Origin of the sequence: Devosia oryzisoli, assembly GCF_014837245.1 — a bacterium.
GTDB classification, from domain to species: Bacteria; Pseudomonadota; Alphaproteobacteria; order Rhizobiales; family Devosiaceae; genus Devosia; species Devosia oryzisoli.
This window is the reverse complement of sequence record NZ_JACYFU010000001.1, coordinates 104,838-131,095: the sequence shown is the minus strand read 5'-3', so window position 1 is coordinate 131,095 and position 26,258 is coordinate 104,838. Positions and strand designations below refer to the sequence as shown.

Annotated in this window: 31 protein-coding genes and 1 pseudogene; 21 read left to right on the top strand and 11 right to left on the bottom strand. The window is 64.2% G+C overall.

What is annotated here, in order from left to right; genetic code table 11:
• Positions 1-199 precede the first annotated feature (199 nt).
• Positions 200-556 (bottom strand): annotated as a pseudogene (locus IC608_RS17980) (endonuclease domain-containing protein).
• 199 nt (positions 557-755) lie between these two features.
• A complete protein-coding gene (locus IC608_RS00655; protein WP_191772108.1) occupies positions 756-1,253 on the bottom strand; it encodes a hypothetical protein in 498 nt (165 codons plus the stop codon).
• A 584-nt stretch (positions 1,254-1,837) separates the two neighbouring features.
• Between IC608_RS00655 and IC608_RS00650 the strand changes: the two genes are divergently transcribed.
• The 3 genes from IC608_RS00650 (at position 1,838) to IC608_RS00640 (ending at position 3,232) form a co-directional block, all read left to right on the top strand.
• Positions 1,838-2,179 carry a hypothetical protein gene (locus tag IC608_RS00650; protein WP_191772107.1) on the top strand — a complete coding sequence of 114 codons (342 nt, stop codon included), beginning with the start codon at positions 1,838-1,840 and terminating at the stop codon, positions 2,177-2,179.
• A 116-nt stretch (positions 2,180-2,295) separates the two neighbouring features.
• Positions 2,296-2,802, top strand: a complete 507-nt coding sequence (locus IC608_RS00645; RefSeq protein WP_191772106.1) for a pyridoxamine 5'-phosphate oxidase family protein — start codon at positions 2,296-2,298, stop codon at positions 2,800-2,802.
• A gap of 73 nt (positions 2,803-2,875) precedes the next feature.
• The gene (locus tag IC608_RS00640; protein ID WP_191772105.1) at positions 2,876-3,232 is read left to right on the top strand and encodes an SH3 domain-containing protein; all 357 of its coding nucleotides are present in this window, start codon (positions 2,876-2,878) and stop codon (positions 3,230-3,232) included.
• Here the strand turns inward: IC608_RS00640 and hemH are convergent, their stop codons facing one another.
• The 3 genes from hemH to IC608_RS00625 form a co-directional block, all read right to left on the bottom strand.
• Positions 3,233-4,255, bottom strand: coding sequence for a ferrochelatase (hemH, locus tag IC608_RS00635; RefSeq protein ID WP_191772104.1), 1,023 nt, complete (start codon positions 4,253-4,255; stop codon positions 3,233-3,235). It lies immediately after the preceding gene.
• A gap of 78 nt (positions 4,256-4,333) precedes the next feature.
• The gene (locus tag IC608_RS00630) at positions 4,334-5,989 is read right to left on the bottom strand and encodes a HoxN/HupN/NixA family nickel/cobalt transporter (RefSeq protein ID WP_191772103.1); all 1,656 of its coding nucleotides are present in this window, start codon (positions 5,987-5,989) and stop codon (positions 4,334-4,336) included.
• Positions 5,990-5,998: 9 nt separating this feature from the next.
• Positions 5,999-6,898: a LysR family transcriptional regulator gene (locus IC608_RS00625; protein ID WP_191772102.1), complete on the bottom strand. Its 900-nt coding sequence runs from the start codon at positions 6,896-6,898 to the stop codon at positions 5,999-6,001.
• Between the two features lie 193 nt (positions 6,899-7,091).
• On the opposite strand from IC608_RS00625, the gene IC608_RS00620 reads away from it, so the two are divergent.
• Together IC608_RS00620 and IC608_RS00615 are read left to right on the top strand one after the other, a co-directional pair.
• Positions 7,092-7,514: a MarR family winged helix-turn-helix transcriptional regulator gene (locus tag IC608_RS00620; protein ID WP_191772101.1), complete on the top strand. Its 423-nt coding sequence runs from the start codon at positions 7,092-7,094 to the stop codon at positions 7,512-7,514.
• Between the two features lie 121 nt (positions 7,515-7,635).
• On the top strand, positions 7,636-8,112 hold the full coding sequence (locus IC608_RS00615; RefSeq protein WP_191772100.1) for an SH3 domain-containing protein: 477 nt from the start codon (positions 7,636-7,638) through the stop codon (positions 8,110-8,112).
• 32 nt (positions 8,113-8,144) lie between these two features.
• Here the strand turns inward: IC608_RS00615 and IC608_RS00610 are convergent, their stop codons facing one another.
• Complete coding sequence (locus IC608_RS00610) at positions 8,145-8,585, bottom strand: hypothetical protein (protein WP_191772099.1); 441 nt, start codon at positions 8,583-8,585, stop codon at positions 8,145-8,147.
• A 121-nt stretch (positions 8,586-8,706) separates the two neighbouring features.
• Here IC608_RS00610 and IC608_RS00605 point away from each other — a divergent pair, with 121 nt between their 5' ends.
• Positions 8,707-9,102, top strand: coding sequence for a DUF2177 family protein (locus IC608_RS00605; RefSeq protein WP_191772098.1), 396 nt, complete (start codon positions 8,707-8,709; stop codon positions 9,100-9,102).
• Positions 9,103-9,105: 3 nt separating this feature from the next.
• On the opposite strand, the gene IC608_RS00600 is transcribed toward IC608_RS00605, so the two are convergent.
• Positions 9,106-10,029 (bottom strand): DMT family transporter, encoded by a 924-nt coding sequence (locus tag IC608_RS00600; protein ID WP_191772097.1) that lies wholly within the window; start codon positions 10,027-10,029, stop codon positions 9,106-9,108.
• 201 nt (positions 10,030-10,230) lie between these two features.
• On the opposite strand from IC608_RS00600, the gene IC608_RS00595 reads away from it, so the two are divergent.
• From IC608_RS00595 to IC608_RS00545, 11 genes are all read left to right on the top strand, one after another.
• On the top strand, positions 10,231-11,016 hold the full coding sequence (locus tag IC608_RS00595) for an SDR family oxidoreductase (RefSeq protein ID WP_191772096.1): 786 nt from the start codon (positions 10,231-10,233) through the stop codon (positions 11,014-11,016).
• Complete coding sequence (uvrC, locus tag IC608_RS00590; RefSeq protein WP_191772095.1) at positions 11,013-12,893, top strand: excinuclease ABC subunit UvrC; 1,881 nt, start codon at positions 11,013-11,015, stop codon at positions 12,891-12,893. The genes IC608_RS00595 and uvrC overlap by 4 nt, the downstream gene beginning before the upstream one ends.
• A gap of 86 nt (positions 12,894-12,979) precedes the next feature.
• Positions 12,980-13,333: a YciI family protein gene (locus tag IC608_RS00585; protein ID WP_210316166.1), complete on the top strand. Its 354-nt coding sequence runs from the start codon at positions 12,980-12,982 to the stop codon at positions 13,331-13,333.
• Between the two features lie 127 nt (positions 13,334-13,460).
• Complete coding sequence (locus tag IC608_RS00580; protein ID WP_191772094.1) at positions 13,461-14,465, top strand: ABC transporter ATP-binding protein; 1,005 nt, start codon at positions 13,461-13,463, stop codon at positions 14,463-14,465.
• Positions 14,462-15,259, top strand: a complete 798-nt coding sequence (locus IC608_RS00575) for an ABC transporter permease (protein ID WP_191772093.1) — start codon at positions 14,462-14,464, stop codon at positions 15,257-15,259. Before IC608_RS00580 ends, IC608_RS00575 begins: the two co-directional genes overlap by 4 nt.
• 3 nt (positions 15,260-15,262) lie before the next feature.
• Positions 15,263-16,063 (top strand): ABC transporter permease, encoded by an 801-nt coding sequence (locus IC608_RS00570; protein ID WP_191772092.1) that lies wholly within the window; start codon positions 15,263-15,265, stop codon positions 16,061-16,063.
• A 239-nt stretch (positions 16,064-16,302) separates the two neighbouring features.
• Positions 16,303-17,376 carry a 3-deoxy-7-phosphoheptulonate synthase gene (locus tag IC608_RS00565; protein WP_191772091.1) on the top strand — a complete coding sequence of 358 codons (1,074 nt, stop codon included), beginning with the start codon at positions 16,303-16,305 and terminating at the stop codon, positions 17,374-17,376.
• A gap of 163 nt (positions 17,377-17,539) precedes the next feature.
• Positions 17,540-18,106, top strand: coding sequence for a CDP-diacylglycerol--glycerol-3-phosphate 3-phosphatidyltransferase (gene pgsA / locus IC608_RS00560; protein ID WP_191772090.1), 567 nt, complete (start codon positions 17,540-17,542; stop codon positions 18,104-18,106).
• Positions 18,103-18,354, top strand: a complete 252-nt coding sequence (locus IC608_RS00555; RefSeq protein ID WP_191772089.1) for a MoaD/ThiS family protein — start codon at positions 18,103-18,105, stop codon at positions 18,352-18,354. The genes pgsA and IC608_RS00555 overlap by 4 nt, the downstream gene beginning before the upstream one ends.
• Positions 18,355-18,356: 2 nt before the next feature.
• Positions 18,357-18,800: a molybdenum cofactor biosynthesis protein MoaE gene (locus tag IC608_RS00550; RefSeq protein ID WP_191772088.1), complete on the top strand. Its 444-nt coding sequence runs from the start codon at positions 18,357-18,359 to the stop codon at positions 18,798-18,800.
• Positions 18,801-18,890: 90 nt separating this feature from the next.
• Positions 18,891-19,820 (top strand): fatty acid desaturase family protein, encoded by a 930-nt coding sequence (locus tag IC608_RS00545; RefSeq protein WP_191772087.1) that lies wholly within the window; start codon positions 18,891-18,893, stop codon positions 19,818-19,820.
• Positions 19,821-19,881: 61 nt separating this feature from the next.
• Here IC608_RS00545 and IC608_RS00540 read toward each other — a convergent pair whose 3' ends face one another.
• Positions 19,882-20,775, bottom strand: coding sequence for a branched-chain amino acid aminotransferase (locus IC608_RS00540; protein ID WP_191772086.1), 894 nt, complete (start codon positions 20,773-20,775; stop codon positions 19,882-19,884).
• Positions 20,776-20,907: 132 nt separating this feature from the next.
• On the opposite strand from IC608_RS00540, the gene IC608_RS00535 reads away from it, so the two are divergent.
• The gene (locus tag IC608_RS00535) at positions 20,908-21,426 is read left to right on the top strand and encodes a MarR family winged helix-turn-helix transcriptional regulator (RefSeq protein WP_428053755.1); all 519 of its coding nucleotides are present in this window, start codon (positions 20,908-20,910) and stop codon (positions 21,424-21,426) included.
• A gap of 12 nt (positions 21,427-21,438) precedes the next feature.
• Here the strand turns inward: IC608_RS00535 and proC are convergent, their stop codons facing one another.
• The 3 genes from proC to IC608_RS00520 form a co-directional block, all read right to left on the bottom strand.
• A complete protein-coding gene (proC, locus tag IC608_RS00530) occupies positions 21,439-22,260 on the bottom strand; it encodes a pyrroline-5-carboxylate reductase (protein WP_191772085.1) in 822 nt (273 codons plus the stop codon).
• Entirely contained in the window at positions 22,260-22,760 is a 501-nt protein-coding gene (locus IC608_RS00525; RefSeq protein ID WP_191772084.1) for a type III secretion system chaperone family protein, read from the bottom strand. Before IC608_RS00525 ends, proC begins: the two co-directional genes overlap by 1 nt.
• 366 nt (positions 22,761-23,126) lie before the next feature.
• Positions 23,127-23,381, bottom strand: a complete 255-nt coding sequence (locus IC608_RS00520; protein WP_191772083.1) for an accessory factor UbiK family protein — start codon at positions 23,379-23,381, stop codon at positions 23,127-23,129.
• A gap of 183 nt (positions 23,382-23,564) precedes the next feature.
• On the opposite strand from IC608_RS00520, the gene lgt reads away from it, so the two are divergent.
• Genes lgt through pgeF form a run of 3 tightly spaced genes read left to right on the top strand, consistent with a single transcriptional unit; the run spans position 23,565 to position 26,251 of the window.
• Positions 23,565-24,389 (top strand): prolipoprotein diacylglyceryl transferase, encoded by an 825-nt coding sequence (gene lgt / locus IC608_RS00515; RefSeq protein WP_191772082.1) that lies wholly within the window; start codon positions 23,565-23,567, stop codon positions 24,387-24,389.
• Between the two features lie 15 nt (positions 24,390-24,404).
• Positions 24,405-25,484 (top strand): class I SAM-dependent methyltransferase, encoded by a 1,080-nt coding sequence (locus IC608_RS00510; protein ID WP_191772081.1) that lies wholly within the window; start codon positions 24,405-24,407, stop codon positions 25,482-25,484.
• Positions 25,481-26,251 carry a peptidoglycan editing factor PgeF gene (gene pgeF, locus IC608_RS00505; RefSeq protein ID WP_345890812.1) on the top strand — a complete coding sequence of 257 codons (771 nt, stop codon included), beginning with the start codon at positions 25,481-25,483 and terminating at the stop codon, positions 26,249-26,251. The genes IC608_RS00510 and pgeF overlap by 4 nt, the downstream gene beginning before the upstream one ends.
• The last annotated feature ends 7 nt before the right edge of the window (positions 26,252-26,258 follow it).

Here is a 26,258-nt window from a genome sequence, read left to right as displayed (position 1 = left end):
ACTAAACGCAATTCGGGATATTGGAGGAGAACATCCTTCGATTCGATTCCGAATTGGACTTCGAAGTGACGTATATTTCCTCGTTAGGACTTCTGATGAGTCCACCGTCTATACAACTCAAGTTGAGGCTCCCCCTCTGCATGGGGAGGAGAATAGGGTCAGCGCCGCCTCCCCTGGAAGGCGGGGAGGAGAAGTGGGCTTAGCCCTTCTCGTCAATGTCTCCCAAAATCCCGCGCAGTACCTCGAACACGCCCTGTGCATTGTGCAGCACATCGGCATTGCCGAACCGCACCACGCGAAATCCCCGCGCTGCGAGAAACGCCGTGCGCGCCGCTTCGCGGGCGATGCCCTCGTCGCCATAGTGACTGTCGCCACCGATCTCGACGACCAACTTCTCCCGCTTTCACACGAAATCCACCACATAGGGCCCCATCGGTGCCTGCCGCCGCCAATGCATCCCGGCCTCACGCCAGGAAAAGAGTATGCTCCAGAATGCGCGCTCGGCCGGGGTCGGGTTGTGGCGCAAGCTGCGGGCGAAGGTGATCCTGTCCGTCATGGGGTGCTCTGGTGGAAGGATGGCAGGGGCGGGTCGGGAGAAACCCCCACCCGGCCTCCCCCTGCTAGGGGAGGAGTCGGCTCTACTCGAGGGATAGTTTGGAAGCGCCATGCGGGGTGAAGCGAAATCGCTCCCCAGCCCCGATGCGACTCCTCCCCTTTCTCCAGGGGGAGGCCGGGTGGGGGTGCAGCGCGGTCGATCACGACGCCTCTGTATCCACCCCCTCCCCGTCCACCGGACACGCCTCGAACAGCCGCCCGAACTTGTCCGCCGCGCCCTTGGTCGAGTAGCGGCCGATGTCGACGCCGTCGACCTGCACGGTGAACTGCCCGGACAGCAGCTCGATCAGCTCCGGCGTGAAGGTGGCCGAGCCGCCGGTCGAGTAGACGTCGTTGACCGTGCCGCTGATCGGCTCCATGGCGTAGCGGACGTCGCCATCGACCAGCGCCAGTTCCTTCGGATCGGCGGCGGGCGCGTCGATGAAGGCGACGATGCTGACCTCGGGCCAGCCTTCGGTGCAGGAGAGTTGCAGCCGCGGCACCGTCTCGGCAGGATCGTACCAGACGAGATAGATCTCGGTGATGCCGCTGTCGAACTCCTCGATGTGCCACCCCTTGGCGATTTTCTCCTGCGCGCCGGCGCCGCCGAACAGCGCCAGCGCCAGTCCCAAGGCGCCCCAAAAAACCCCGCGTTTCATGGCTCTCTCCTCCTTGCCGCCCCCGATCCTATCGCCCCTGCGGCAGAAAGATATCCCCGCCCCAAACCCGCGTGGCATTCTCCTGCCATCCCCGCCACGTTACGCGGCCCCTACGCAGGGCCGGGTGGGGAGGATCGGATGGGGGAGGCGTCCCCCTGCGTGGGTAGAAAATCGGCAGCCGGACTTGCAATAAAGCTCCGCCTGAGACCGGACCCCCTAAGCAAGCCGATGCCGTGACGGGCGGCCCTTGGACCGTTCACCCTGTTCGGAAGGCCCAAAGGCCGCCCGTTACCGTGTCCTCCCCAAGGACACACCCGCAAAAGCGTAAGCCGAATGGCCGGGCGCTTCGTAGTCGTGCCTGGAAGGCAAATTCGCTCCAGTGGAGCGAAGTTAGCGAAGAAGGCCATGAGAGCTATGCTCGAATGGCTTCGCACGTCCGCCCGTCCCCAATGTCATTCCCGCGAAAGCGGGAACCCCTGTTTCCTCCCCGTTTCCTCCCCCCGTTTCCCTCCCCGCCCGCCCCCCCAAAAATATCCCCGCTCCCGCCGCGCCCACTACACTTGGGACCGCAAAGGAGCCCGCCCATGATCGACCCCGACCTGCCCCAGCTTCCGCCGCTCGGCCCCAAAGCCAGCAACGCCTACCAGCGCTTCGCCCGCGATTTGCGCGCCTTCACCCAGGCGCTGGGCCAGGCGCGGCCGGCCGGTCCCGTGCATGGGGAGACGCTCTTGGCGCTCAATGGCCTCATCCTCATGGCCAACCGGCTGTTTCGCCGGCACCCGGAAATTCCGCGCTTCTTCCCCGTCGGCATCGGCCAGCCCATGGCGCTGGTGGATCTGGGCATTGTCATCGCCCGCCTCAACGCCGCCGCCGCCCGCTTCGAGGAGATTCATCCACATTTGAGGCCCGGCGCCCGCCGCTTCTAGGCCGCGGCGCTCAACCGCCGCGGCGCCGTTCCCCCTTCGGACCTGTGATCGCCCGCCTCGCAACCACCCCGCCCTCCCGCTCGTTGCCCGGCCAAGACGCAACAGGAGCCTCGAGCATGGCCAAGGAACACCACGACAACGACAAGACGCCTGCCGAAGTGCAGGACCGCATCTGGGAACTGGCCAAGAAGATCGACATCGCCATGTTCACCACCTGGGATGGCGAGCGCCAGCGGTCCCGCCCCCTCTCCGCCCGCCCCGACCGTGACGAGCACGCCATCTATTTCCTGGTCGACGCCGAGGGCGAAAAGAACTGGCAGGTCGATAAGTACCCGTGGGTGTCCTGCGCCTGGGTCGACAATTCCGGCTTCAAATATGCCGTGATTTCGGGCAACGCCGCGATCACCAATGACCGCGCCAAGATCAAGGACCTCTGGACCGACTTCGACAAGGCCTGGTGGGACGACGAGAACGACCCCAATATCCGCCTGCTCACCGTCACCCCCGATGATGGCGAGCTCTGGGACAGCCCCAACAAGGCCGTCGCCATGGCGAAGATGGCCATGGCGGCCGTCACCGGGAAAAGCCCCGACATGGGCGACAACGAGAAGGTCAATCTCTAGCCGGCTTACTCGCGCCGCAATGGAGCGGTAAGTGCACAGGAGTGGCCACTTGGCCACTCCTGCGGAGATAAGAATGCGCACCCTGGCCCTGATTGCCCTCTCGCTCTGCGCCCTGACCCTCCCGGCGCACGCCCTGACCGTCACCGCCCGCGTCTCCGGCGGCGCCACCATCCACGATCGCCCCAGCGGCCACGGCCGCGTCATCGGGACGCTCGCTGACGGCACCGAAATCCCCATCGACCAGTGCACCCAGAACGACAGCGACTCCCGCTTTGGCTCCTGGGTGGGTGACGCCGGCCACCCCTTGCGCGGGGCCAATGCCAGGCAATGGTGCCACATTCCCCATACCGGCTGGGTCGACCGCAGCCAGATTGTCGGCCGCGGCCTCGTCAACGTCACGCCGCCCGATTTTGTCGGCCCCGGCTGGTAGTCAGACCCAGCCCGAAAGCTCGCGCCTCACCATGGCTTCCACGAAATCCATGCCACCCGGGCTGTCGTTGAGGCAGGGGATATAGGCGTAATTCTCCCCGCCCGCTTCCATGAAGGTTTCCTTGCCCTGCATCGCAATCTCCTCGAGCGTCTCGATGCAGTCCGCCGAGAAGGCCGGCGCCAGGATCGCCACCTTCTTGATCCCCTTTTCCGGCAGCGCTTCGAGCGTCTTGTCGGTATAGGGCTGCAGCCATTCGGTCGGCCCGAAACGGCTCTGGAACGTCACCATGAGCTTCTCTTTGGGCCAGCCCAGATACTCGCGCACCAGCCGCGTCGTCTTGAAGCACTGGCAGTGGTACGGGTCGCCCTTCTTGAGGTAATCCACGGGCATGCCGTGATATGAGGTAATCACCACGTCCGGCTCGAAATTGAGCTTCGCCACGCCCTCCCTGATGGAGTCGCCCAGCGCCTTCACATAGTTCGGATCGTCGAAATAGGCCGGCGCCGTGCGCACCGCCGGCTGCCAGCGCATCGCCTTGAGCGCGTCGAAGGCCTTGTCGTTCGCCGTCGCCGTGGTCGTTGCCGAATATTGCGGATAGAGCGGCACGAGCAGGATCCGCTGGCACCCGGCCTGCTGCATCTTCTCCAGCACGCTCCGGGTCGAGGGGTTGCCGTAGCGCATGGCGTAGTCCACCACCACGCCGTCGCCGCTCATGCGCCGCGCCAGGTCCGCCGTCTGCGCCTCGCTGATGATGCGCAACGGGCTGTCATTGCGCTCCTTGTCCCAGATCTGGGCATAGGCGTGGCCGCTCTTCTGAGGCCGGAAACTGAGAATCACGAGGTTGAGGATCGGCCACCACAGCCACTTCGGCGTCTCGATGACGCGCGGATCGCTCAGGAACTCCTTGAGATAGCGCCGCACGCTCCAGTAGTCGGTCGCGTCGGGCGTCCCGAGATTGAGCAGCAACACGCCCACCTTCTGCTGCGGAACGGGCGGATGATTTGGAGGCAGGTGTTCGGACATGGTGCCAGGCGGGGATGAATTCAGGTGGCGCGCACCATAGACTGTTGTGCTTCGCCCGCAAGGCGGCACCAGGTCGCGCTAGAGGCTCGCCAGGACCAGCACCACGCCGAAACAGAACACGGCCACCGCCCCCACCAGCTCGGCCCACCAGGTCAGCGCCCGTGCCACTGCGCTGTCGCGGCCGCCGATGCGCCGCACCATATTTTTCGCCGTCACGGCCAAGGTCGCCAGCACGCCCACCGTGATGGCCGTGCCCAGCCCCATCAGCAGCACGGAGACGATACCGGCGGCGAGGATGCCCTGCGAGAGGGCAAAAACCAGGACCACCAGCGCCCCCGAGCACGGGCGCAGCCCCACCGCCACGATGACGGTCAGTTGCTCTCGCCAGTCGCCTCGCAGATCGCGCGGCCCCACGGCATGGTGCATATGCTCATGCTCGTGCTCATGGTGATCGACCTTATGCTGGTGCGCCTGCGCCCCAGCTGGAGTTGCGTCGTCACCGTAGAGCAGCGCCCGCGCCTTGTGCCGCTTGTGAGCAGGTTCTGGACCTGGTGCGTGATGATGGCCGTGCCCCCAACCGAACAGCTTGCGCAGCACCAGCCAGGCGCCCATCAGCACAACCAGACCGTAGGACAGCAGCGTCACCCAATAGGCCGCGTCGCCCATAGCGGTGCTGGTGACACGCAACAGTCCGGCGAGGAGGAGGACAAAGCCGATCGCTACGAGCGACTGCATGAAGGCCGAAAGGCCACTGAGGATGATGCCCCGCCGCAATTGCCGCTCATTGGCCAGCATGTAGGAGGAAATGACCACCTTGCCGTGTCCGGGGCCTGCGGCATGAAACACCCCATAGGCAAAACTCAGCCCACCGAGCACCCAGAAGGCCGTCCAGTCAGTCCGCAAGGCGTCGAGGGAACGCGTCAGCGCCGCGTAGAACTCCCGCTGTTGCTGCTGCACCCATCCCATCAAGCCCGTCCGCCACACCGGCAGCCCCACCTCCGGCGGCGGGCCGCCGAAGGGCAGGCTTCGTGGCGGCGCCGCCGCCTGGTTTACCGCTTCGAGCGCATTGGTTGCCGGCGGCGCTTGCCCGCAGGAGATCGCGATCAGGCCTTGCGTACCACGCATCGCGGCGGCGAGGTCCGGCGGCAGCTCCAGCACTTCCGGTCCCAGCGCATAGAGCCGCTCTTCCACCTCGGGAGCCATCGGCTTGGGCGGTTCAAGCGTCGCGGAGCAGCCCGGAGGGGCATCCAGCAGATGAACGTCCTCGCTACCCCCGAAGCTGATCGCCACATAGTATTCGGGGTCGTAGACGCCCAGTTCAAACCGATGACCCGGCGGTTCGGGCGTCACCGCGTTGACCGTAAAACCCAGCGTCACGCGCTCGCCCGCATAGGTCATCCGCTGATCACCGGCGCTGGTGAACTCAAGTCCCTCGCCGGCATAGGTGTAAAACCCATACTCAGCGAGGGAGCCGACATTCTCGTCCGCCAGCTCCTGCATCTCCGCCGAACTGACATTGCCATCGCCGTCGGCGTCGAGGCCCTGCACCATCCAGACGGAGAAGGCTGTATCGAACGTCCAGCGATGGTGGAGGGCGCTGACCCGGCCCTGCGCATCGAAGGTCACATCCACCGCCGCATCGATGAAGATGTGCGGATGCGCCTCTGCGACACCCGAGGCCCCAACGGTCAGCGCTGCTCCCAGGGCCGCCCCCAGCCACCACAGCCTGGCCAAGTCTCGCCCTCAGGTAATGGGGTGGACGGCGAACCAGTCCACCAGGTGGTCGATCAGCGCCCGCACCTTGCCTGCAAGGTGCCGCCGATGCGGGTAGACGGCCTGCAATTTCTGCCCTGTGGGCAGATAGCTTGCCAGCACCGGCACCAGTTCTCCGGCGGCCACCGCCGGGTCGGCCAGATACGACGGGAGGACGACGAACCCCAGCCCCAGAATGGCTGCCGTCCGGGCCGCGAGAGGGGAATTGACGCGCAAGGGTCCTGTCACCGGCACCGAGATCGTTTTGCCCTCTTCGATGAAACGCCAGTTGGACTGACCCTGCAGGTTGACGTCCACGATGCAGGGCAGATGCCGCAGATCTTCGGGATGCTTTGGCGCTCCCACGCTCTTGAGCAAGGTTGGCGACGCCCCCGCAACGACGTGCATATCGGCAATCTTGCGCGCGATCAGCGACGAGTCCGAAAGCGTCGAGATGCGCAGGGCGACATCGATTCCCTCGTCCACAAGATCGACGTAGCGGTCCTCGAGGCGCAGGTCGAGCGACACTTTCGGGTACTTCTTGAGGTACTCGAAGATGGCCGGCGAAAGGGTAGTTTCGCCAAAATTGCGCGGCGCCGAGACACGCAGCAGGCCGCGGGGCTCGGTGGTCTGGTCGGCAATGGTGGCGTCGAGGTCATCCAGCTGCTGCAGCAGCCCCGAGGCTTCCCGGTAATAGGCTTCACCCGCTTCGGTCAGGCTCAGCTTGCGCGTCGTGCGGTTCATCAGGCGCACGCCGAGATAATCCTCGAGGTCCGTCACGTATTTGCTCAGAAGCGCCTTCGATCGGCCATGCTGGCGCGCCGCGGCAGAGAACCCGCCTGCATCGAAGACCTGTACGAAGGCTCGGATGCGGGCGAGGTCCTGGGTCATCTGTGTCCGTTCTGGCGTCTGCGACGGCGGCTGGCGACGGTCGCTCCGATGATCTGCCGGTTTGGCCCGGCTTGATCAGACGCATAACTCATCTGCACAGGGTGAACAATAACGGGCCTTGGTCGTTGGGCGATTAACGATAGGATGCAAGCCGGATCGACGGAACAGAGGAGTTCGGACTATTTTCCCGCCCATGGCCAAGCCCTCCTCCAATTCTGCGCTCTACCGTCTCATCGAGGCCGGCCAATTGGCGCACAGGGCCCTGCTGGTCCCTCTCAGAGATAAGGGACTTGAACCGGGGGACGATGCCATCCTCTTCGTCTTGGGCCGGTCCGGCACCACCGAGCAGGAGCTGGCCGACGAGCTGGGCCTGCCATGGGACGCCATCGAGGGCCGGCTCAACCGTCTCATCGAGCGAGAACTGGTGGGACGGCAGGCTGTCGGTCCCGAGTTGACGCCGGGCGTGGCCTTGACCGAGCGTGGCATGCGCATCCGCAACAGCCTCGCCGAGCACTGGAGCCAACTCGAAGAGGCGCTGATGGGTGAACTCAAGCCCAAGCAGCGCAAGAAGTTCTCCGGCGCACTGCGCCGGTTTGTCGACCTCTTGCGTCTTTAGCAGACACTGCGGATGCGGCAACCGGGACGCTAAACACGGCGTTCAGCCTGGGTTCATGCGCAATGCGGTTAGGTGGCGTTACAGGCGTTGCGACGCCCGACCCACAAGAAGGAGACTTCCCATGGCGATTTCCCGGAAGCTCATAGCCACCGGCCTGGCTGGCTTGGCCATGATCGCAACCACGGCGGCTGCTTCTGCGGCTCCCGCCTATGCAACCAGCAATGTCAACGTGCGCACCGGCCCCGGCACGGGCTATGCGGTCATCGATGCCCTGCGTCGGGGCGAGCAGGTCGACGTCCAGTACTGCCGCGGCAGCTGGTGCTTCGTGCAGAAGCGCGGGCCCGACGGCTGGGTCTCGGCCAGCTACCTCGATCGTGGTGGCCGTCCCGGCTGGAATGACCATGATGGCTGGAACCGTCCTCCGCACTGGGACCCGCGGCCTCCTCGTTGGGACCACCACCCACCTCGTCCGCCCCATTGGGATCCGCGCCCGCCGCGTCCGCCACATCACGGTTATCCGCGGCCGCCCTACCCGACCCAGCCCGGAGCCAGCTTCTGTTACAATGGCCCGAACGGCTACTTCTGCATCGGCGATTGACGTGACCAGGCGCCGCCTCCGGGCGGCGCTTTCTATTCCACCCGCAGACGATCGATGTCGACGCCGCGCCGCTCCAGCGGCGCCCGCATCCGGCGGGTGAGGTATTCATTGACCCCGTAGCCGGCGATGACGCCAATCACGGCCGTGATGGCGCAAGCCATCCAGCCCTGCTGATTGACCATCACCACCGCAGCGAGCAGTGTCACCCCGGCCACGCCGGCCAGCGTCCAGGTCTTCTTCTGCTCGGCCATCCTGAGATTGTGCGCTCCAGAGTGGAGAAGGTCGCGCAACTCGGTATCGCTCATCGCGGCAAGGTCGGGATTGCGGCGCTCTCGGCGGATGGTTTCGATGTAGGCGTCGACCCGGCGCATCGTCAGCGCATCGCGCCCACCCGTCTTGCCGCCCCTGTTGAGCAGCGACCAGCCGCCACCGATCAACAGCAGTACCAGCGCAAGTTCGATCAGCCAGGCCATTTGGTCCTCCCATCCATAGACCTCACATGCCTCCGCGTTCGCCCAAGTTCAAGACGCACGGGCGAATGATCCAGCGGCGAGTTTGCTCCGTTTCCGCTTCGATACCGCATCGGAGCCCGCCGTGACCAAGCATCTCATCATCTACGCAGCCTGCGCCGTGGTGTTTTTCCCGCTCGACTTCATCTGGCTCAGCACGATGGGCAAGAACTTCTACTTCAAGGAGCTCAACGGGCTTCTGCTCGACCAGCCCAACCTGGTCATCGCGGGCCTGTTCTACCTTGCCTACCTGGTGGGTGTCGTCATTCTCGTGGTTGCTCCCGCCGAAGGCGACATCATGAAAGCGGCCGTGCTCGGCGCGGTTCTTGGCTTCGTCGCCTACGGGACGTACGACCTGACCAATCTCTCCACGGTCAAGGGCTTCACCCCCGCAGTCGCGATGGTCGATATGGCCTGGGGAACGGCACTGACGGCCGTGACCGCAGCCGCAGCCACTTGGGCCGGCCGGTTCTTGGCCTGATCTTTACTCACGCCCGGGAACGGGGCCGGCGGTGACCACGGCCACCTTTCGCTTGCGTTCCCGGGCCATCACCACGAGCCCCGCCGCAACGATGATGCCGGCGCCGACCAGCGAGATCGGGTCGATGAAATGTCCGAAGATGGTGGCGCTGAGAAAGATCGCCCAGGGCAGCGAGAAGTAGTTGAACGGCTGCAGCGTGCTCGCGGGTGCCATGGACAAGGCATAGACCATGACACCATGACCGGCACACGTGGTTGCCATCGTCACGATCACCAGGAGCACGTCCGTCCAGGCCATCGGCTCCCAGGCAAAGATGCCCACAGCGCCCGAAAGGATCAGGCCGACCAGGGCCGTATAGAGCAGGCTCGTCGCGGCGCTGTCGATGCGGCTGACCTTGCGGGTGATGACGATGTAGAGGGCGTAAAGCGCAGAAGAGGCGAGGCCGGCGCCCACGCCCCAGCTCAAGGGCACCCCTCCGGGCCGAACCACCACGAGCGCCCCGAGGAAACCAACCGCCACCGCCACGAACCGAAACACACCCACTTTCTCGCCCAGCAGAGGAATGGCGAACAACGTCACCAGCAGGGGGTAGACGATCACGATCGCCTGCAACTCGCCCAGCGGCACGGTGCGCAGCGCGATGGCAAAGAGCCAGATATCGGCCATGAGGAGGACGCCACGCAGCACCTGCCAGCCGACCGCCTTCGAACTCAGCGCCTGGCTCAGAGGCGCCTGGCGCATCACCATGAAAAGCGCGAACAGGGTAAATCCCCAGTACCGCATCATGGTCACCTGGAACGGCGAGTACGTCTGAACAAGAATCTTGCCCACGGCGTCCTGAATCCCGAACACCCCAATCGTGAGAAGGGTCAAGACTATGGCGCGACCCACGGCATCGGGACGCTGCGAATCGGGTGCGGCGGTCATGAGGAGGAAGGATCCTGGCTGGTGCAGTTCCACGCCGTCCACGGCGCAAAACACCTTCCCTTAACCCAGCCTCGGCCCGACCGCCAAGCGCTTCCGCCTGCGCACTTCCTGCCGGGCCGTGTCAGCAATCACCGCTGAGCGCGCTCCACCCCATTCTCTCCGATTGATGCCAGCTGCCCTTCCGGCCTAAGGTCCACGCCGATGTCCAGTCCTGCTCCAGCAACCACCGCTCATCCCCCGGTCGCCCTCGTTACGGGGGCCGGAAGCCGCATCGGCGCAACGATCGCGCAAGCGCTCGCCGACATAGGCTACGCTGTTGTCGTCCACTACCGGTCCAACGTTGAGGGGGCCGCAGAGGTCCGCCATGCCATCCGGGCGGCTGGAGGAAACGCCGAGATCCTCGGCGCCGATATTGCGGACCGGCATGAACGCCAGACGCTGGTGCGGCGGGCAACCGAACCCTTCGGACCGCTGACCCTGCTGGTCAACAACGCCTCCGTGTTCGATCCCGACTGTGCCCACGATGTGAACGAGCAATTGTGGGATCAGCACTTTTCGATTCACGCTGAAGCGCCCATATTTCTCTCGCGCGACTTCGCCAACCAGCTTCCCGAAGGCGCACAAGGGAACATCGTCAATATGATCGACGAGCGCGTGCTGCACCCCAGCCCGGCCTATTTCAGTTATACTCTGTCTAAATCCGTGCTTTGGACGGCAACGCAGACGCTTGCCCAATCGCTGGCGCCGGCCATTCGCGTCAATGCGATCGGTCCCGGGCCCGTCCTGCCCCATTCGCGCCAGAGCCAGCAGGAATTTGATCAGGGTGTCGAGGCGCTCCCGCTCAGGCGCCATGCCGACCCTGATGCGATTGCCCAGGGCATCCTCACCATCCTCTCCCTGCCGTCGATGACCGGTCAGATGCTGGCCCTTGATGGCGGCAAACATCTCGACTATCCCGCCAGGCGCGGGCCTACGCCGCGACAATGACCGATACCTCCGCCCCCCTACAATCCGGTCCGGATGTCATCCGCGCCTTCGTCCGGACGCTGCCTTCTGCACCGGGCGTCTATCGCATGCTCGATGCCGATGGCGCCGTGATCTATGTCGGCAAGGCCCGCAGCCTCAAGGCCCGCGTCACGAACTACACCCGCCCCGAGGCCCTGCCCGTGCGCATCCAGCGCATGATCGCGGCCACCGTCAGCATGGAATTCGTGCGCACCGAGACGGAGTCCGAGGCGCTCCTGCTCGAAGCCAACATGATCAAGCGCCTGAAGCCGCGCTTCAACGTGCTGCTGCGCGACGACAAGAGCTTCCCCTATATCCTCATCGCCACGGACCATGAGGCCCCCGAGCTGACCAAGCACCGCGGCTCCCGCCGCCGGCAGGGCCACTATTTCGGCCCCTTCGCCTCCGCCGTCGCCGTCAGCCGAACCATCGCCAGCCTGCAGAAAGCCTTCCTGCTGCGCAATTGCTCGGACAGTTTTTACGCCGCGCGCACGCGCCCCTGCCTGCAGTACCAGATCAAGCGCTGCTCGGGCCCCTGCACGCGCGAGATCAGCCTCGAGGACTACGCCGGGCTCGTCGAGGACGCACGCCTCTTCCTCTCCGGCAAGTCGCAGACGGTGCGCGATCACCTGCAGACGGAGATGAACCAGGCGGCAGAGAACCTCGATTTCGAGCGCGCTGCCCTGATCCGCGATCGTCTCTCTGCGCTTGCGCTGATCCAGTCGCAAGGCGATGCCACGGCGCGGTCAGTGGAAGAAGCCGACGTCTTCGCCATCCATCACGAAGGTGGCCAGTTCTGCGTGCAGGTGTTCTTTTTCCGCGCCTTTCAGAACTGGGGCAATCACGCCTTCCGGCCAAAGGCCGACGACAGCCTCAGCGATGCCGAAGTGCTCGAAGCCTTCATCGCTCAGTTCTACGAAGACCGCACGCCCCCGCGCCTCGTGCTGCTCAGCCATGACCTCGCCGAGCCCGCCCTGCTCGAAGAAGCCTTCTCCTCTCGCGCCGGCCGGAAGGTGCGCATCGAAGTGCCGCAGCGCGGTGAAAAACGCGACCTGGTCAATCACGCGCTGCAAAACGCCCGCGAGGCGCTCGGCCGCCAGCTGGCGGAGGGCGCCTCGAACCGAACCCTGCTCGAAGGTGTCGCCAACTGCTTCGGCCTCGACAACATCCCGCGCCGCATCGAGGTCTACGACAACTCCCACATCTCGGGCACCAACATGGTCGGCGCCATGGTGGTGGCGGGCGAGGAAGGCTTCTCCAAGAAGCACTACCGGACCTTCAACATCAAATCCGACATCTCCGCCGGCGACGACTTCGGCATGATGCGCGAAGTCCTCACCCGCCGCTTCGCCCGGCTCGCCTCGGAAAGCGATGCCGACGCCGAGGACGAGCAGACCGGCATGCCCGATTGGCCCGACGTCGTGTTCATCGATGGCGGCGCGGGCCAGCTCAATGCGGTGCGCGAGGTCATCGCCGAGCTCAACCTCCCCCGCGAGGTCACCTTCATCGGCATCGCCAAGGGCGAAGAACGCGATGCCGGGCGCGAAAAATTCTTCATGGAAGGCAAGGACGCCTTCATGCTGCCGCACCGCGATCCGGTGCTCTACTACGTCCAGCGGCTGCGCGACGAAGCGCACCGCTTCGCCATCGGCACCCACCGCGCCAAGCGCAAGAAGGACGTGGTGAAGAACCCGCTCGATGAAATCGAGGGCATCGGCCCCACGCGCAAGCGCTCGCTGCTCAATCACTTCGGCTCGGCCAAGGCCGTGTCCCGCGCCAGCCTGCTCGATCTCGAAGCCGTTCCCGGCATCTCCAAGGCCATGGCGCAACTGGTCTACGACCACTTCAACCGGACCTGACCCAGCAACCGTCTCTCTGGCCCCTCGACCCTGTGTCGAAATCTACACGGCTGGATCGTCGCAGGGGCATCCACAGGGAGATACCGATGAAATTCCTCACCATGGTCAAGACGCTCAATCCCGAGACCGCCACCAATCCCCCGCCCGCCCTGATGCAGGCCATCGTCAAGCTCGGCATGGAAGCCGGCGCGAAGATGACCGAAACCGGCGGCGTGGCCCTGGCGGGGACGGTCAGCACGCGCAAGGGCGAACTCGTCACCGACGGCCCCTACGCCGAAGCCAAGGAGATGGTGGGCGGTTACGCCATCTATGAACTGCCCACCGAGGCGGAGATCGTCGATTGGACGCAGCGCTTCGTCGACCTGCACCGCCAGCACTGGCCGCAATGGGATGGCGAGGTGACGATCCTTCACCTCCAGCAGTTCAACATGGCCGGCTGACCGCGCAAGTGCCGGCTGCAAAGCTGCGAGGGCTGGGGCAGGCCTTAACCCCTGCAGCACCGCACTTCTTCCTCCCCTCGGTCGCAGAATCGACCTAACCTCCCCTTCCCTCGGGGGAGTGACTGCAATGCCGTCCATCATCGCCGCGCGCGGCGTGGAGAAGATCTTCCGCCAGCCCAGGCGCCTTCCCGGCTTCATCGGCGGCCTCAGGACCTTGTTCACCCGGGAGTTCACCGAAGTCCGCGCCGTCGATGGCATCAGCTTCGACATCGCTGCGGGCGAAGCCACGGGCTATCTCGGACCCAATGGCGCCGGCAAATCGACCATGATCAAGATGATGACCGGCATTCTCGTCCCGACGGCCGGCACCCTCTCCGTCCTCGGACGTGAACCGCACAGCAACCGCATCCTCAACGCCGCCGAAATCGGCGTCGTCTTCGGCCAGCGCAGCCAGCTGTGGTGGGATCTGCCGGTACGCGACAGTTTCGATCTCAACCGTCACATCTACGATATCCCCGCAGGCCGCTTCACCGAAAACCTCCGCTATCTGACCGCCATGCTGGACATGGGCGGGTATATCGACCGCCCCGTGCGCCAGCTCAGCCTCGGCCAGCGCATGCGCGCCGAAATCGCCATGGCGCTGTTGCACGATCCCAAAATCCTGTTCCTCGACGAGCCCACCATCGGCCTCGATGTCGTCGCCAAGGATGCGGTCCGCAAGTTCCTGGCCGAGGTCAATCGCGAGCGCGGCACCACCATCATCCTCACCACCCACGATCTCGTGGACATCGAGGAAATCTGCCCTCGCCTCATCATGGTGGACGATGGCAAGCTGCTGTTCGACGGCGAACTCAAACGCCTGCGCGCCACCCTCGGCTCGCGCCGCCGGCTGACCCTCGAATTTGCCGGCGACCCCGGTCCCATCATTCTGACCTCGGCCACGCTGACGGCCGATGACGGCGCGGCCAAGCACTTCCTGCTCGAAGACGAAAGCGTGTCCTTGCTCGACGTGCTGGAAGAGCTGGGCCGCGGCCACGGGCTGAAGGACGTCAAGCTCGAGGAGCCGGACATCGAAGAGGTCATCCGCACCTTCTACAAGACCAAGCCGCAGCTGGCCGGCGCTGCGCCATGAAGGTCAGCGCCTATCCCGCCTTCACCGTCACGGCGTTCCTCTCGCGCCTTGTCTACCGCAACCAGGTGTGGTCCGGCGTCTTTGGCGAACTTGTCGCCACCTTCGCCTTCATCGCCGTGTGGACGGCAGCCTTCTCCGGCTCGCGCAATGTCGATGGCGTCACCTTGCCCGACATGGTCACTTACGTGCTGATCGCCGGGCCGCTGCTCAACTGGAACACGACGCGCTATATCCGCGAGGTCGGCGACAGCATTCGCAATGGCGATGTCACGGTGTTCCTGCTCAAGCCGCTGCACTATCCGGCGCTGCTGTTCTTCAACCAGCTGGGCAACAACGCCTTCGAGCAACTGACAATCACCCTGCCGGTTGCCGTGATCGTGGCCCTCACCGTCGGCCTGCTGCCGCCGGCAAGCCCGGCCCACGGCCTGCTCTTCCTGGCGTTCTGGGCAGTCTCCTGGTGCATGCTGTTCCTGATCGCCACGCTGACTGGCCTCCTCGCCTTCTGGCTGCTGACGGCGTTTTCGCTGGAATGGTTCCTGCGCGGCATCATGGCGCTCGCCTCCGGTGCCGTCGTTCCACTGTGGTTCATGCCGGGCGCACTTGCGGCACTCCTTGGCCACCTCCCCTTCGCCTGGGTCAGCTATTATCCGAGCGCCGTCTATCTCGGCAAACTCGATGCGCCGACCTCCGGGGTGTACCTGCTCATCGGCCTCTCCTGGCTCGCCGCGCTCGCAGCCCTTGCCGGCTGGCTCTGGTCGCGCGCCCGCCACCGGCTGGTCGTGCAGGGGGGCTGAGCCATGCTGCGCACACTTCGCCTCCTGCCCCATCTCATCGGCATTCACGTGCGCACGCACATGGAATACCGCAGCGCCCTGGTCATTGGGTGGATCGCTCAAGCGGTCGGGTATGGCGGCATGTATGCCTCCATTGCGCTGATCATCAACCGCTTCGAAAACCTCGGCGGCTGGACCTGGCCACAGATGGCGCTGCTGCTCGCCTTCCATCTGCTCGCCTACGCGGTCGGCGCCTGCATCAGCTTCGTCCAATTCCGCGATATGGAAGAAAAGATCCGCTTCGGCACCTTCGACGCCATCCTCGTCAAGCCGATCGGCCCGTGGACGTTCCTCGCCTTCTCCGGGCTCAATATCGAATATGGGGGGCACATCGCGCTGGCCATCGGGTTGATGATCTGGGCGTTGCTCAGCCTCGACCTGCCCTGGACACCAGGCCTGGCCCTCTATTTCGCCGCCGCGGTCGCCAGCGCGGCGATGCTTGTGGCCGCCCTGATGACCATGATCGGTGCCACCGCTCTGATCTGGGTGCGGTCGCGCCACCTGTTTGCGATCTTCTTCGGCTTCTGGGAACTGGCTCGCTACCCGCTCAACATCTTCCCCGCACCGCTCCAGATCCTGATGATCACCTTTGCGCCTCTGGGCTTCCTGGCGTTCATCCCCTGCGCCGTTGTGCTCGGCAAACCCGTGCCGATCCTTGGGGACCTCGCGCCAGCGGCCTCCCTTCTCATCGGCCCCCTCTTCGTCATCCTCGCGGCCGCCCATTGGCGCTGGTGCCTGCGCAATTACCAAGGCGCGGGAGGCTAAGGCTCAAACACTCCTGCCCCTACCAAAGTCGGGGCTCGACAACCTCCGCCTGCCCCGCTACCTTTCGCCTCATGATCAACGCCGCCACCTTTTATTGGTATTTTAGCTATCCGCTCCCGGCGGAGGCTAACGCGCGCGTGTCCTGATCCAGACAAGACCAGACCAAACCGCAAGCCAGCCGCCCGACTTCCGAGGCGGCTTTTTTCTTGGCCCCTCGCAGCACCACCCCGAGGGACCAAATGCTCAAATCGACCGACGACCTCCGCATCACCGAAATCAAGCCGCTGACGCCGCCCATCGAGGTGATGCGCCAGCATCCACGCACCGACGCCGCGACGCGCACGGTGATTTCGGCTCGGCACGATCTCCATAACATTCTCACGGGCCAGGACGACCGGCTGGCCGTCATCGTCGGTCCCTGTTCCATTCACGATCCGGCCGCCGCCATCGAGTACGCCACGCGCCTGGCGCCCCTGCGCGAAAAGCTCGGCGACCGGCTCGAAATCATCATGCGCGTCTACTTCGAAAAGCCCCGCACGACGGTGGGCTGGAAGGGTCTCATCAACGATCCCGATCTCGACGGCAGCTTCAATATTCGCCAGGGGCTGCACACCGCACGCGCCCTGTTGCTCGACATCACCAATCTCGGCCTTCCGACCGCCTGCGAATTCCTCGACATGACAACGCCGCAATATCTGGCCGATCTCGTCGCCTGGGCCGCGATTGGCGCGCGCACCACCGAATCGCAGATCCACCGCGAACTGGCCTCAGGCCTTTCCTGCCCGGTGGGCTTCAAGAACGGCACCGATGGCAACGTCAAGATCGCGCTTGACGCGGTCCTTTCCGCCAGCCAGCCGCATCACTTCATGGCGGTGACCAAGGACGGCCAGTCAGCCATCGCGGCCACCACCGGCAATCCCGATTGCCACATCATCCTGCGTGGCGGCAAGACCACGAACTACGATGCCGAAAGCGTCGATGCCGCTGCCAAGGCAGCACAAAAGGCGGGCCTCGCGCCGGCGATCATGATCGACGCCAGCCACGCCAACTCCTCCAAGAATCCCGAAAACCAGCCCCGCGTTCTGGCCGAGATCGGAGACCAGATGGCCTCCGGTGACAACCGCATCATCGGCGTGATGATCGAATCCAACCTCGTCGCCGGCCGGCAGGACCTCGTACCGGGTCAGCCCCTCACCTACGGTCAGTCCATCACCGACGGCTGCATCGGTTGGGACACGACAGTTAAGACCCTTGAGGCTCTCGCCGCCGCCGTCGAAAAACGCCGCGCCGCAACCACCCAGGCGGTGGCATAGTCCATCCCACGCACCGACCCGCCTCTCCCCCTCCGGGGGAGGCCGGGAGGGGGTGAGAGAGCCCGGAAGGCAAGTCACTAACCGGAAGCGCCGTACGCTCAGGACGGTCGGCTCCGCGTCGAAGCGGCTTGACCGGCACCCCGCGTTCCTGTTCTCTCCCGCCATGGCCCGCAACCCCCTGCTTCTCGTCCCCAACATCCTCACCATCATCCGCATCGCGGCGATCGTGCCGATCGCGTGGCTGGTGATGGAAGGCGACATTGGCCTTCGCATCGTCGCTCTGGTTCTCTATGTGCTGGCCGCCGCCAGTGACTGGGTAGACGGCTATCTCGCCCGCGCCTGGAACCAGTATTCCGACCTCGGCCGCATGCTCGACCCCATCGCCGACAAGCTGCTCGTCGGCATCATGGTGGCGGTCCTCGCTTGGGATGGCAGCTTGTCCGGCTGGGACATGATCCCGGTCATCGCCATCCTCTTTCGCGAGTTCTTCATCTCCGGGCTGCGTGAATTTCTCGGCAATACCGCCGTGGTGCTGCCGGTCAGCAAGCTGGCCAAGTGGAAGACTACGGTGCAGTTGATCGCCCTTGCGATCGTGCTGCTCGAAGGCATCATCCCGGGCTTGCGGCTCCTGTCCGACATTGTTCTTTGGCTGGCCGGGGCGCTGACACTGTGGACGGGCTGGAACTATCTTCGCGCCTCCTGGCCACACCTTCTTGGCACCGGCAAATGAAGGTTCTCTATTTCGCCTGGCTGCGCGAGCGCCTCAATCGCGCCAGCGACGAGATCGACCCGCCTGCAGAGGTGAAAACGCTTGCCGATCTCGTGCACTGGCTGCGGGCGCGGGACGAAGCGCTGGATATCGCCATGGCCAATCCCGCCCTCTTCAAGCTCTCGCGCGATGCCCGCATCGTTTCGCCTGACACGCCCATCGCCGGCGCGCGCGAGATCGCCATCCTGCCCCCCATGACGGGTGGTTGACGATGATCCGCGTGACCGCCGACCCGTTTGACCCCGGCCTCAACGCCAATCGGTTTCAGGCGGAGAGCGAGGGCGCCGGGGCGATGGTCACCTTCACCGGCATCGTTCGCTCCACGCCGGATCGCCCGATCACCGCGCTGGTCCTGGAGTGCTATCCGGCGCTGGCCGAACACGAGTTGGCCGAGATGCGGGACCGGGCGATCGTCCGCTTTGGGCTCATCGACGCTGCCATCACGCACCGCCATGGCCGCCTTCTGCCCGGGGACACCATCATGCAGGTCATAACTTTGGCGCCGCACCGCCGAGCCGCTTTCGAGGGCGCCGCGTTCCTCATGGACTACCTCAAGACAGATGCTCCATTCTGGAAACAGGAAGAGACCGAGAACGGCCTGGAGTGGGTAGCGGCCAAATCCGAGGACGACGCGGCCCGCGGCCGCTGGTCCTGACGGCCTGTTAACCGTCCGGTAACCATAACTGCCGCTCCCATGCGATCCGTGATAACAGTGCGTCAGTCAAACGCCGGCTGGGGCCACACCATGTCGCAACCCTATCTCGACGCCGCTACGGTCAAGCGGCTCTCCGTGCTCACGCCGTGGCGCACCGCCTTTGCGCTTGCCTTCGACTGGGGCGTCATCGTTGCCGCCATCGCCCTTTCCCAATGGGCGCAGCACTGGGCGATCTACCTGCTGGCCGTAGTGATTGTCGGTGGCCGCATGCACGGTTTTGGCGTCCTCCTGCACGATTTCGCGCACTATCGGTTCCTGTCCGGGCGAAAGGGCTTGAGCGACTGGATATGCGACAACTTTGTCGCCTGGCCGATCCTTTCAACCGTCGCCAGCTACCGCCAGAACCACCTCGCGCACCATCGCTACACCAATACCGACAAGGACCCGGACTGGGTCATCAAGCTGGGCAAGCGCAAGTTCACGTTCCCCCAGGCCTGGCAGCACGCGGCGCTCGATCTGGTCAGCTATCTCGTCGTCGTCGGGTCCATCATCGACATCTTCAGCATCACCGCTCGCCTCAAGGCCGCGCCAAAGCCGCCGCTCGCCTACCGCCTCGCGCGCCTCGGCTACTATCTTGTCCTCGCGGCACTCTTCACAGTCCTCGGTATCTGGCGCGAGGTTCTTCTCTATTGGTTTGTCCCTTATTTCACGGCCTTTTTCCTGCTCATGCATGTCCGCAGTGTGGCCGAGCATTTCGGGTCGATGGACTATTCGCATGAACTGGGCGGCACCCGTTCCGTCGTGCCCTATCAGTGGGAGCGAGCACTCTTTGCGCCGCACCACGTCAATTACCACCTCGAGCATCACCTCTACCCCAGCGTCCCCTTCTACAACCTGCCCCAATTGCACGCGGCGCTGATGTCCAATCCGGCTTACGCCGCCAGAGCGCACAACACCCGCGGCTACACGACGGGGCTTGTGCAAGAAACGCTGTTCGGCACCGCCTCCGTCCCTGCCTGACGCGCAAAGAAAAATGCCCGCCGGACCGGCGGGCACTTCATCTTCTGGTGAAACACGAGCCCTATTCGGCCGCTTGTGCCCGCTTGGGCTGAACCGCCCGAGTGTAGGCATCGATCAGTGTGCGGCACCCTTCGCCCGGTGTGAACGTGTAGTCCCCGATCAGCGACACCGGCGTCACTTCGGCGGCAGTACCGGTGAGGAAGCACTCGTCGAAGTCGCTCAGTTCCTCGGGCTTGATGTGCCGTTCGGTGACGGTGAAACCGTTCTCCTTGGCCAGCGCAATGACAGTCTGCCGCGTGATGCCGTTGAGGAAGCAATCGGGCGTCGGCGTCGTGATGTCCTTGCCCTTGATGAAGAACACATTGGCGCCAGTGGCTTCGGCCACATAACCGCGATAGTCCAGCATCAGCGCATCGGCATAGCCGTTGGCCATGGCATGGTCTTTCGACAGTGTGCAGATCATGTAAAGACCCGCGGCCTTGGCAGAGGACGGGATCGTCTCCGGCGACGGACGCTTCCATTTGCTCCATTCGAGCCGAATGCCCTTGAGCTTTTCCTCGACCGAGAAATAACTCGGCCACACCCAGGCCGCGATCGCCACGTGCACCGTGTTGTTGCGAGCCGGCACCGACAATTCTTCCGATCCGCGCCAGGCGACAGGACGAACATAGGCGTCGACAAGACCGTTCTTTTCCAGCACCAGCCGCTTGGCCGCTTCGAGTTCCTCGACCGTATACGGGAAAGGCATGTCCAGCGTCGCGGCAGAGCGGATCAGACGCTCGGAATGCTCGCGCGACTTGAAGATTTCGCCGCCATAGGCGCGTTCGCCTTCGAATACCGAACTGGCATAATGCAGCCCGTGCGTGAGCACGTGGATCTTCGCATCCTTCCAGGGTTTGAGTTCCCCATCGAACCAGATCCAGCCATCGCGCTGGTCCATCGGCAGGCCTGCCATGATCCTCTCCCGAGAATAAAGTGTCGTTCGCCCTGTTCAGGCACGGTTCCGCTCATCATGCCCAGCGTACCCGAGCTTGGCAAATACCAAGCTCTTTGGGATAAGACAGCATGCGGCGGCTTGGGAGACACAATGGCAGAGCACCCTAAAAATGTCAACAAGGCTGACATAATTTCGCCGGTATCCGATCAGCCACACCTCCCGCTCGACATCATGGGACTCTTCTTCTTTGCCTATCGGGATTTTACCGGTGACGCCGATGCCCTGCTGGAGCGGCAAGGCTTCGGGCGCGCGCACCACCGGGTGCTCTATTTTGTCAACTTGCGACCGGGCATGCCGGTCGCGGACCTGCTCGACATCCTCAAGATCACCAAGCAGTCGCTCGCTCGCGTGCTGCGGCAACTGATCGACCATGGCTACGTCGAACAAAAGACCGGGCACGCCGATCGACGGCAGCGGCTCTTGTTCGCAACGGACAAGGGTCGCGCCTTTTTCGCTGACCTCTCGGTGAGCCAGGCCACCCGTATCGACGCCTCCATTGCCGCGTTGCCGCCCGAGGCGGCGACCACGGTCAGGCGTTTCCTGGTCGGCATGGTCGATCCCGCCGATCACCCGACGCTCGACCGGCTGAACCTGACCGCAAATATCTGAGCGATCGAAGCGTCAGCCCCGCCCCAGTTCCTCACTGCGCCGGCGTGCAGCTGCGACGGCGCGACCGACGAGGGGGCCAAGTCCATCATCCGCCATCAGCACTGCCAGCGCCTCCGCCGTCGTCCCCTTGGGTGACGTCACATTCTGCCGTAACACCCCGGCAGGACTCTGATCGGCTTCCATCAGCGCCGCGGCACCGATGACGGTTTGGCGGGCCAGCTGCATGGCGATGTGCTCCGGAAGCCCCTGCGCCACACCGGCGGCAGCCAAGGCTTCCACCAGGTTGAAAACATAAGCCGGGCCAGAACCTGAGACCGCGGTCACCGCATCAAGATCGCTCTCGGCATCGAACCAGACCAACTGCCCCGACGCCCTCAGAAGGGCATCCACGGCAGCTTTTCCCTCGGCGCTGACGCCGGGACCAGCAACCGCTCCTGTCATGCCCTTGCCGACCTGCGCCGGCGTATTGGGCATGGCGCGTACGATATTATCCGTCTCAAGCCCGCGAGCGAGTTGGGCAATGGATATCCCCGCCGCAATCGAAAGAACCGTGGTATGCCGACCGATGACAGGGCTGAGCGTTTTCATGACGTCGGCGATGATTTGCGGCTTCACCGCCAATACCAGCACATTGGGCTGCAACCCGACGGGGTCGGGACCGATATCGATCTCATAGTCTTGCGCGAAGCCCTTCGCCGCCTCGCTGGGCAGCGGATCGGCCAGGATGAGATTGTTTGGCGCCAGGCCGGCATCGAGCCAGCCCTGTGCCATCGCCAATCCCATCTTTCCGGCCCCGATCAACATGACCGGGCCAACATCTCGCACTGTCGTCATCAGGCCTCGCCCACTGTTTCGAACATCACATGGCTCAGAGCATCTGCGGCCGACTTGCCGGCCCACACCACGAACTGGAAGGCCTGGTAGTAAAGATCGCAGCTGTCGCTGGCTGAACGCAGCAGGGCTTCACATTGTTGCGGGGAAACATCCGCCCCGCCGGTCAGCAGGTGCGAATTGCGGAACAGCACCACCCCTTCCTTGTGCCAAATGTCGAAGTGACCGATCCAGAGCTGTTCGTTTATCAGGGTGATCAATTGCTTGATCTCGCTGCGACGGCCATCGGGTACCTTCAGATCGAACGCACAGGCGATGTGAAGCGACTCGAGATCTTCCATCCAGTTGAAGGAGACGTGGTAGTCGCTCCAGCCGCCCCGTACCGAGATAGAAATTTCGTCGGCGTCCTGGCGCTCGAAGGTCCAGTCGTTGATCGACGCGATATGCTCGACCAAGTCCACCGGGTGGGAGACGCGATCTGGCTCAAACTCAATCAGAGACATGGACGGGTTCCGTCTGGAAGGCGTTGTCGTCTATCCGGTTCGGGCGAACAAACCGGCATGGCATCGGGTACGCTGGAACACGCAACGGACGGGCACTCCTCCCATCCGCAAGACGCGACCGAACACTGTAGAGAACTGGTCGCTGCCTCAAGGGCTTACGAATCGTCCACATGAGAGGACCCTACATTGCCCCGGCGATTCAGGGGACGGCAGGGAACGCCACGAGGACCATTTCCTTGTGGATGATGATTGGTCCGACAAGGTTAACGCAACCTTAACACGCCAGCCGCAGCCGGGGAAAACCGTCCCGAAAGAGGTCAGTTTTCCACAACGCAGGGCTGAAGCGGTCAGAAGGCGAATGGGCCGTCAGGCGGACGGCGTGCCCTTGCCCTTCAGCTCCGCAAGTTCCTTGCGAAGAGCATCGATCTCTTCGCCCTGCACCTGCACGAGCTCGCGCAGCGCGTCGAAATCTTCGCGCTTGACCAGTTCCATGTCCGAAATGATCCGTTGCGCCTGCGACTTGACGATGGTCTCGACTTCGCGCCGCACGCCATCCGCCATGCCGGCGGCCTCGTTCATCATCCGGCCGAGATTGTCGAAGATCCGGTTGCTCTGGTTCATGGCACTTCCGTTCACTGCTGGGCGCCCGGGTGTCGGGCTCTTTGCCGATATGTAGGGCACATACCGGCACTTGGCCAGTCTGCCCCCGCCGCACTGCTTGAACCGCAGCGCCCAAAAGGCTAGGCCACTGGGCGATTGGCCGCATTGGCCAAGCGAGCGCCATCGGCCGCTGGAGACGCGAACGTGCCTTTCCCCAATATCGATCCCATTGCCTTCGCGATCGGCCCGATTGCCATCCGCTGGTATGCTCTCGCTTACTTGTTCGGGGTTCTGCTGGGCGCGGCCTATGGATGGCTCCTGCTGCGCAACCCACGGCTCTGGTATCGCGGCGCGCCGCCCTTCCCTGCCAAGGACATCTGGGATTTCGCCTTCTGGGCCATGCTCGCCATCGTGATCGGCGGCCGCACCGGTTACGTGCTGTTCTACAACCTCCCCTATTATCTGCAGAACCCCACGCAGATCATCAACACCCTCGATGGCGGCATGTCCTACCACGGTGGCATGCTCGGGTTGATGCTCGCAGCCGTGCTGTTTGCGCGGTCCAAGGGCGGCCACTGGCTGTCCGCGCTCGATCTTCTCGGGGCCGTCGCCACCATCGGCATTATGCTCGGACGCATTGCCAATTTCATCAACGGCGAACTCTATGGCGCCCCCACCACCCTGCCCTGGGGCGTCATCTTCCCGACCGATCCGCTGCAGGTTCCGCGCCATCCGAGCCAGCTGTACGAATCTCTGCTCGAAGGCCTGCTGCTCTTACTGCTCATCCGCGTCGTCACGCACCTCTTCCATGGCCTGCGCAAGCCGGGTCTGGTTGCAGGCATCTTTGCCATAGGCTACTCGCTGGCGCGCATCCTCGTGGAGTTCGTCCGCCTACCCGACGTCCAGATCGGATACCTCTATGGCGGCTGGCTGACACTGGGACAGGTGCTGAGTCTGCCCATGCTGATCATCGGCATCGGCCTCGTCGCTTATGCGTTGACCCGGCGAGAAAACCCGATCCGTCCCTAGAAGGCCGCCCGCACCATGACAGATGCTCTCTCTCTGGACGAGCAGATCGACCTGCAGATCCGCACCAACGGCCCCATGTCGGTCGCGACCTATATGGGCCTCTGCCTGACGCATCCGACACGTGGCTACTACAAGGGTGCCGACCCGTTCGGCCAGGGCGGCGACTTCATTACCGCGCCCGAAATCTCGCAGATGTTCGGCGAGCTGATCGGCTTTAACCTCGTCAACCTCTGGCAACAAATGGGCGAGCCGAAAGCCTTCACGCTCCTGGAGCTGGGCCCCGGCCGCGGCACGCTGATGGCCGACATCCTGCGCGTCGCCTGCCGGGCACCGGGGTTCCGGGACGGCCTGCAGCTGCGCCTGTTCGAAACGAGCCCCAACCTGCTGGCGGCGCAAAAGGACCGGCTCGAGAGTTATGATCCGCAATGGATCCAGAACTTCGACGACTTTCCGCAAGGGCCGCTGCTGGTGGTGGCCAACGAATTCTTCGATGCCATGCCCATCCGCCAGTTCGTGCGGCGCCCCGATGGCTGGCACGAGCGGGTGATCGGCCTGGTTGAGGACAAGCGCGCTTTCGGGTTGTCCCCTACCCCCATCCCGGCCGCGAGCATGCCCGATGCGGTGGCCGATGCCGAGATCGATGCCGTGTTCGAGGTCTGCTTTGCGGCGGCCGAAGTGCTGTCGCACCTTGCAAAGGCAGTGGCGCGGCTCGGTGGCAGTATCCTTGCGATCGATTACGGGTACGCAGCCAGCCAGACGGGAGAGACGCTGCAAGGGGTCCGCCGCCATGCTTATGCCGATGTCCTCGACACGCCGGGAGAGACGGATCTGTCCGCCCACGTGGATTTTGGCGCGCTTGCCAATGTCGCGCGGCAGAGCGGCCTCGCGGTGGAGCCGCTGGCCACGCAAGGGCAGTTCCTGACCCGGATGGGCATTGGCGAGCGCAAGAATGCCCTGCAGAAAGCCAATCCCGGCGCCGCTGCCGATATCCAGTCAGGCCACGACCGGCTGATCGGCAAGGACCAGATGGGCGAACTCTTCAAGGTGTTCTGCGCACACAGTCCGGGACTGCAGCCGGCGGGTTTCGCGCCGTGAGCATCTATGAGACGTCCGAAGCACTGAGCGGGATCGCCGGGGTGACGCACGGCTTTTTCGGGCGCGCCGGTGGCCAGTCGACCGGCGAGTTCGCCGACAACAACGTCTCCCTGGCGGTTGGCGATGACCCGGTCGCGGTGCTGGCCAATCGCGCCGGCGTCGCGCGCATGATGGGCTTTGATCCGGCCCAGCTCTGCATCCTCAAGCAGGTGCACTCCAACCACGCCGAAACCGTCACCACTCCCGTGGGCGACCGGATGGTCGAAGCCGACGCCATGGTCACGGCCACGCCGGGGCTGCTGCTCGGCATTCTGACCGCCGACTGCACGCCGATCCTCTTCGCCGACCCCGAGGCCGGGGTGATCGGCGCGGCGCATGCGGGGTGGCGGGGAGCCGTCGATGGTATTGTCGAGCACACTGTAGAGGCGATGACGGCCGTCGGGGCTCGGCGCGAAAACATCATCTGCGCCTATGGACCGACGATTTATGGCGAGAATTACGAGGTGGGCGAGCAGTTCATGGCCGACGTGCTCGCGCTCCACGCCGATGCCGCCCCGCACTTCCACACCCCTCCGGGCGGGGCGCCCCACTTCGACCTGCCCGGCTTTGTCGAGGAGCAGGTGCGCAGGGCCGGGATTGAACGGGTGGAGCGGGTTGGCGCCTGTACCTATGCCAACCCCGGCAGGTACTTCTCGCACCGGCGCGCAACCCATCACGGCACACGCACGGGGCGGCAGATCGCCGTCATCGGATTGACGCAGGTTTAATTTACCG

Coding starts and splice junctions, on each gene's coding strand:
- IC608_RS00510 (WP_191772081.1), top strand. CDS start 24,405: ATGACAGATGCTCTCTCTCTGGACGAGCAGATCGACCTGCAGATCCGC.
- IC608_RS00565 (WP_191772091.1), top strand. CDS start 16,303: ATGCTCAAATCGACCGACGACCTCCGCATCACCGAAATCAAGCCGCTG.
- IC608_RS00540 (WP_191772086.1), bottom strand. CDS start 20,775: ATGGCAGGCCTGCCGATGGACCAGCGCGATGGCTGGATCTGGTTCGAT.
- IC608_RS00580 (WP_191772094.1), top strand. CDS start 13,461: ATGCCGTCCATCATCGCCGCGCGCGGCGTGGAGAAGATCTTCCGCCAG.
- proC (WP_191772085.1), bottom strand. CDS start 22,260: ATGACGACAGTGCGAGATGTTGGCCCGGTCATGTTGATCGGGGCCGGA.
- IC608_RS00520 (WP_191772083.1), bottom strand. CDS start 23,381: ATGAACCAGAGCAACCGGATCTTCGACAATCTCGGCCGGATGATGAAC.
- IC608_RS00620 (WP_191772101.1), top strand. CDS start 7,092: ATGGCCAAGCCCTCCTCCAATTCTGCGCTCTACCGTCTCATCGAGGCC.
- IC608_RS00600 (WP_191772097.1), bottom strand. CDS start 10,029: ATGACCGCCGCACCCGATTCGCAGCGTCCCGATGCCGTGGGTCGCGCC.
- IC608_RS00625 (WP_191772102.1), bottom strand. CDS start 6,898: ATGACCCAGGACCTCGCCCGCATCCGAGCCTTCGTACAGGTCTTCGAT.
- IC608_RS00545 (WP_191772087.1), top strand. CDS start 18,891: ATGTCGCAACCCTATCTCGACGCCGCTACGGTCAAGCGGCTCTCCGTG.
- IC608_RS00640 (WP_191772105.1), top strand. CDS start 2,876: ATGCGCACCCTGGCCCTGATTGCCCTCTCGCTCTGCGCCCTGACCCTC.
- hemH (WP_191772104.1), bottom strand. CDS start 4,255: ATGTCCGAACACCTGCCTCCAAATCATCCGCCCGTTCCGCAGCAGAAG.
- IC608_RS00575 (WP_191772093.1), top strand. CDS start 14,462: ATGAAGGTCAGCGCCTATCCCGCCTTCACCGTCACGGCGTTCCTCTCG.
- IC608_RS00650 (WP_191772107.1), top strand. CDS start 1,838: ATGATCGACCCCGACCTGCCCCAGCTTCCGCCGCTCGGCCCCAAAGCC.
- IC608_RS00655 (WP_191772108.1), bottom strand. CDS start 1,253: ATGAAACGCGGGGTTTTTTGGGGCGCCTTGGGACTGGCGCTGGCGCTG.
- IC608_RS00645 (WP_191772106.1), top strand. CDS start 2,296: ATGGCCAAGGAACACCACGACAACGACAAGACGCCTGCCGAAGTGCAG.
- IC608_RS00555 (WP_191772089.1), top strand. CDS start 18,103: ATGAAGGTTCTCTATTTCGCCTGGCTGCGCGAGCGCCTCAATCGCGCC.
- uvrC (WP_191772095.1), top strand. CDS start 11,013: ATGACCGATACCTCCGCCCCCCTACAATCCGGTCCGGATGTCATCCGC.
- IC608_RS00615 (WP_191772100.1), top strand. CDS start 7,636: ATGGCGATTTCCCGGAAGCTCATAGCCACCGGCCTGGCTGGCTTGGCC.
- IC608_RS00550 (WP_191772088.1), top strand. CDS start 18,357: ATGATCCGCGTGACCGCCGACCCGTTTGACCCCGGCCTCAACGCCAAT.
- IC608_RS00610 (WP_191772099.1), bottom strand. CDS start 8,585: ATGGCCTGGCTGATCGAACTTGCGCTGGTACTGCTGTTGATCGGTGGC.
- IC608_RS00535 (WP_428053755.1), top strand. CDS start 20,908: ATGGCAGAGCACCCTAAAAATGTCAACAAGGCTGACATAATTTCGCCG.
- IC608_RS00525 (WP_191772084.1), bottom strand. CDS start 22,760: ATGTCTCTGATTGAGTTTGAGCCAGATCGCGTCTCCCACCCGGTGGAC.
- pgsA (WP_191772090.1), top strand. CDS start 17,540: ATGGCCCGCAACCCCCTGCTTCTCGTCCCCAACATCCTCACCATCATC.
- IC608_RS00595 (WP_191772096.1), top strand. CDS start 10,231: ATGTCCAGTCCTGCTCCAGCAACCACCGCTCATCCCCCGGTCGCCCTC.
- IC608_RS00585 (WP_210316166.1), top strand. CDS start 12,980: ATGAAATTCCTCACCATGGTCAAGACGCTCAATCCCGAGACCGCCACC.
- IC608_RS00570 (WP_191772092.1), top strand. CDS start 15,263: ATGCTGCGCACACTTCGCCTCCTGCCCCATCTCATCGGCATTCACGTG.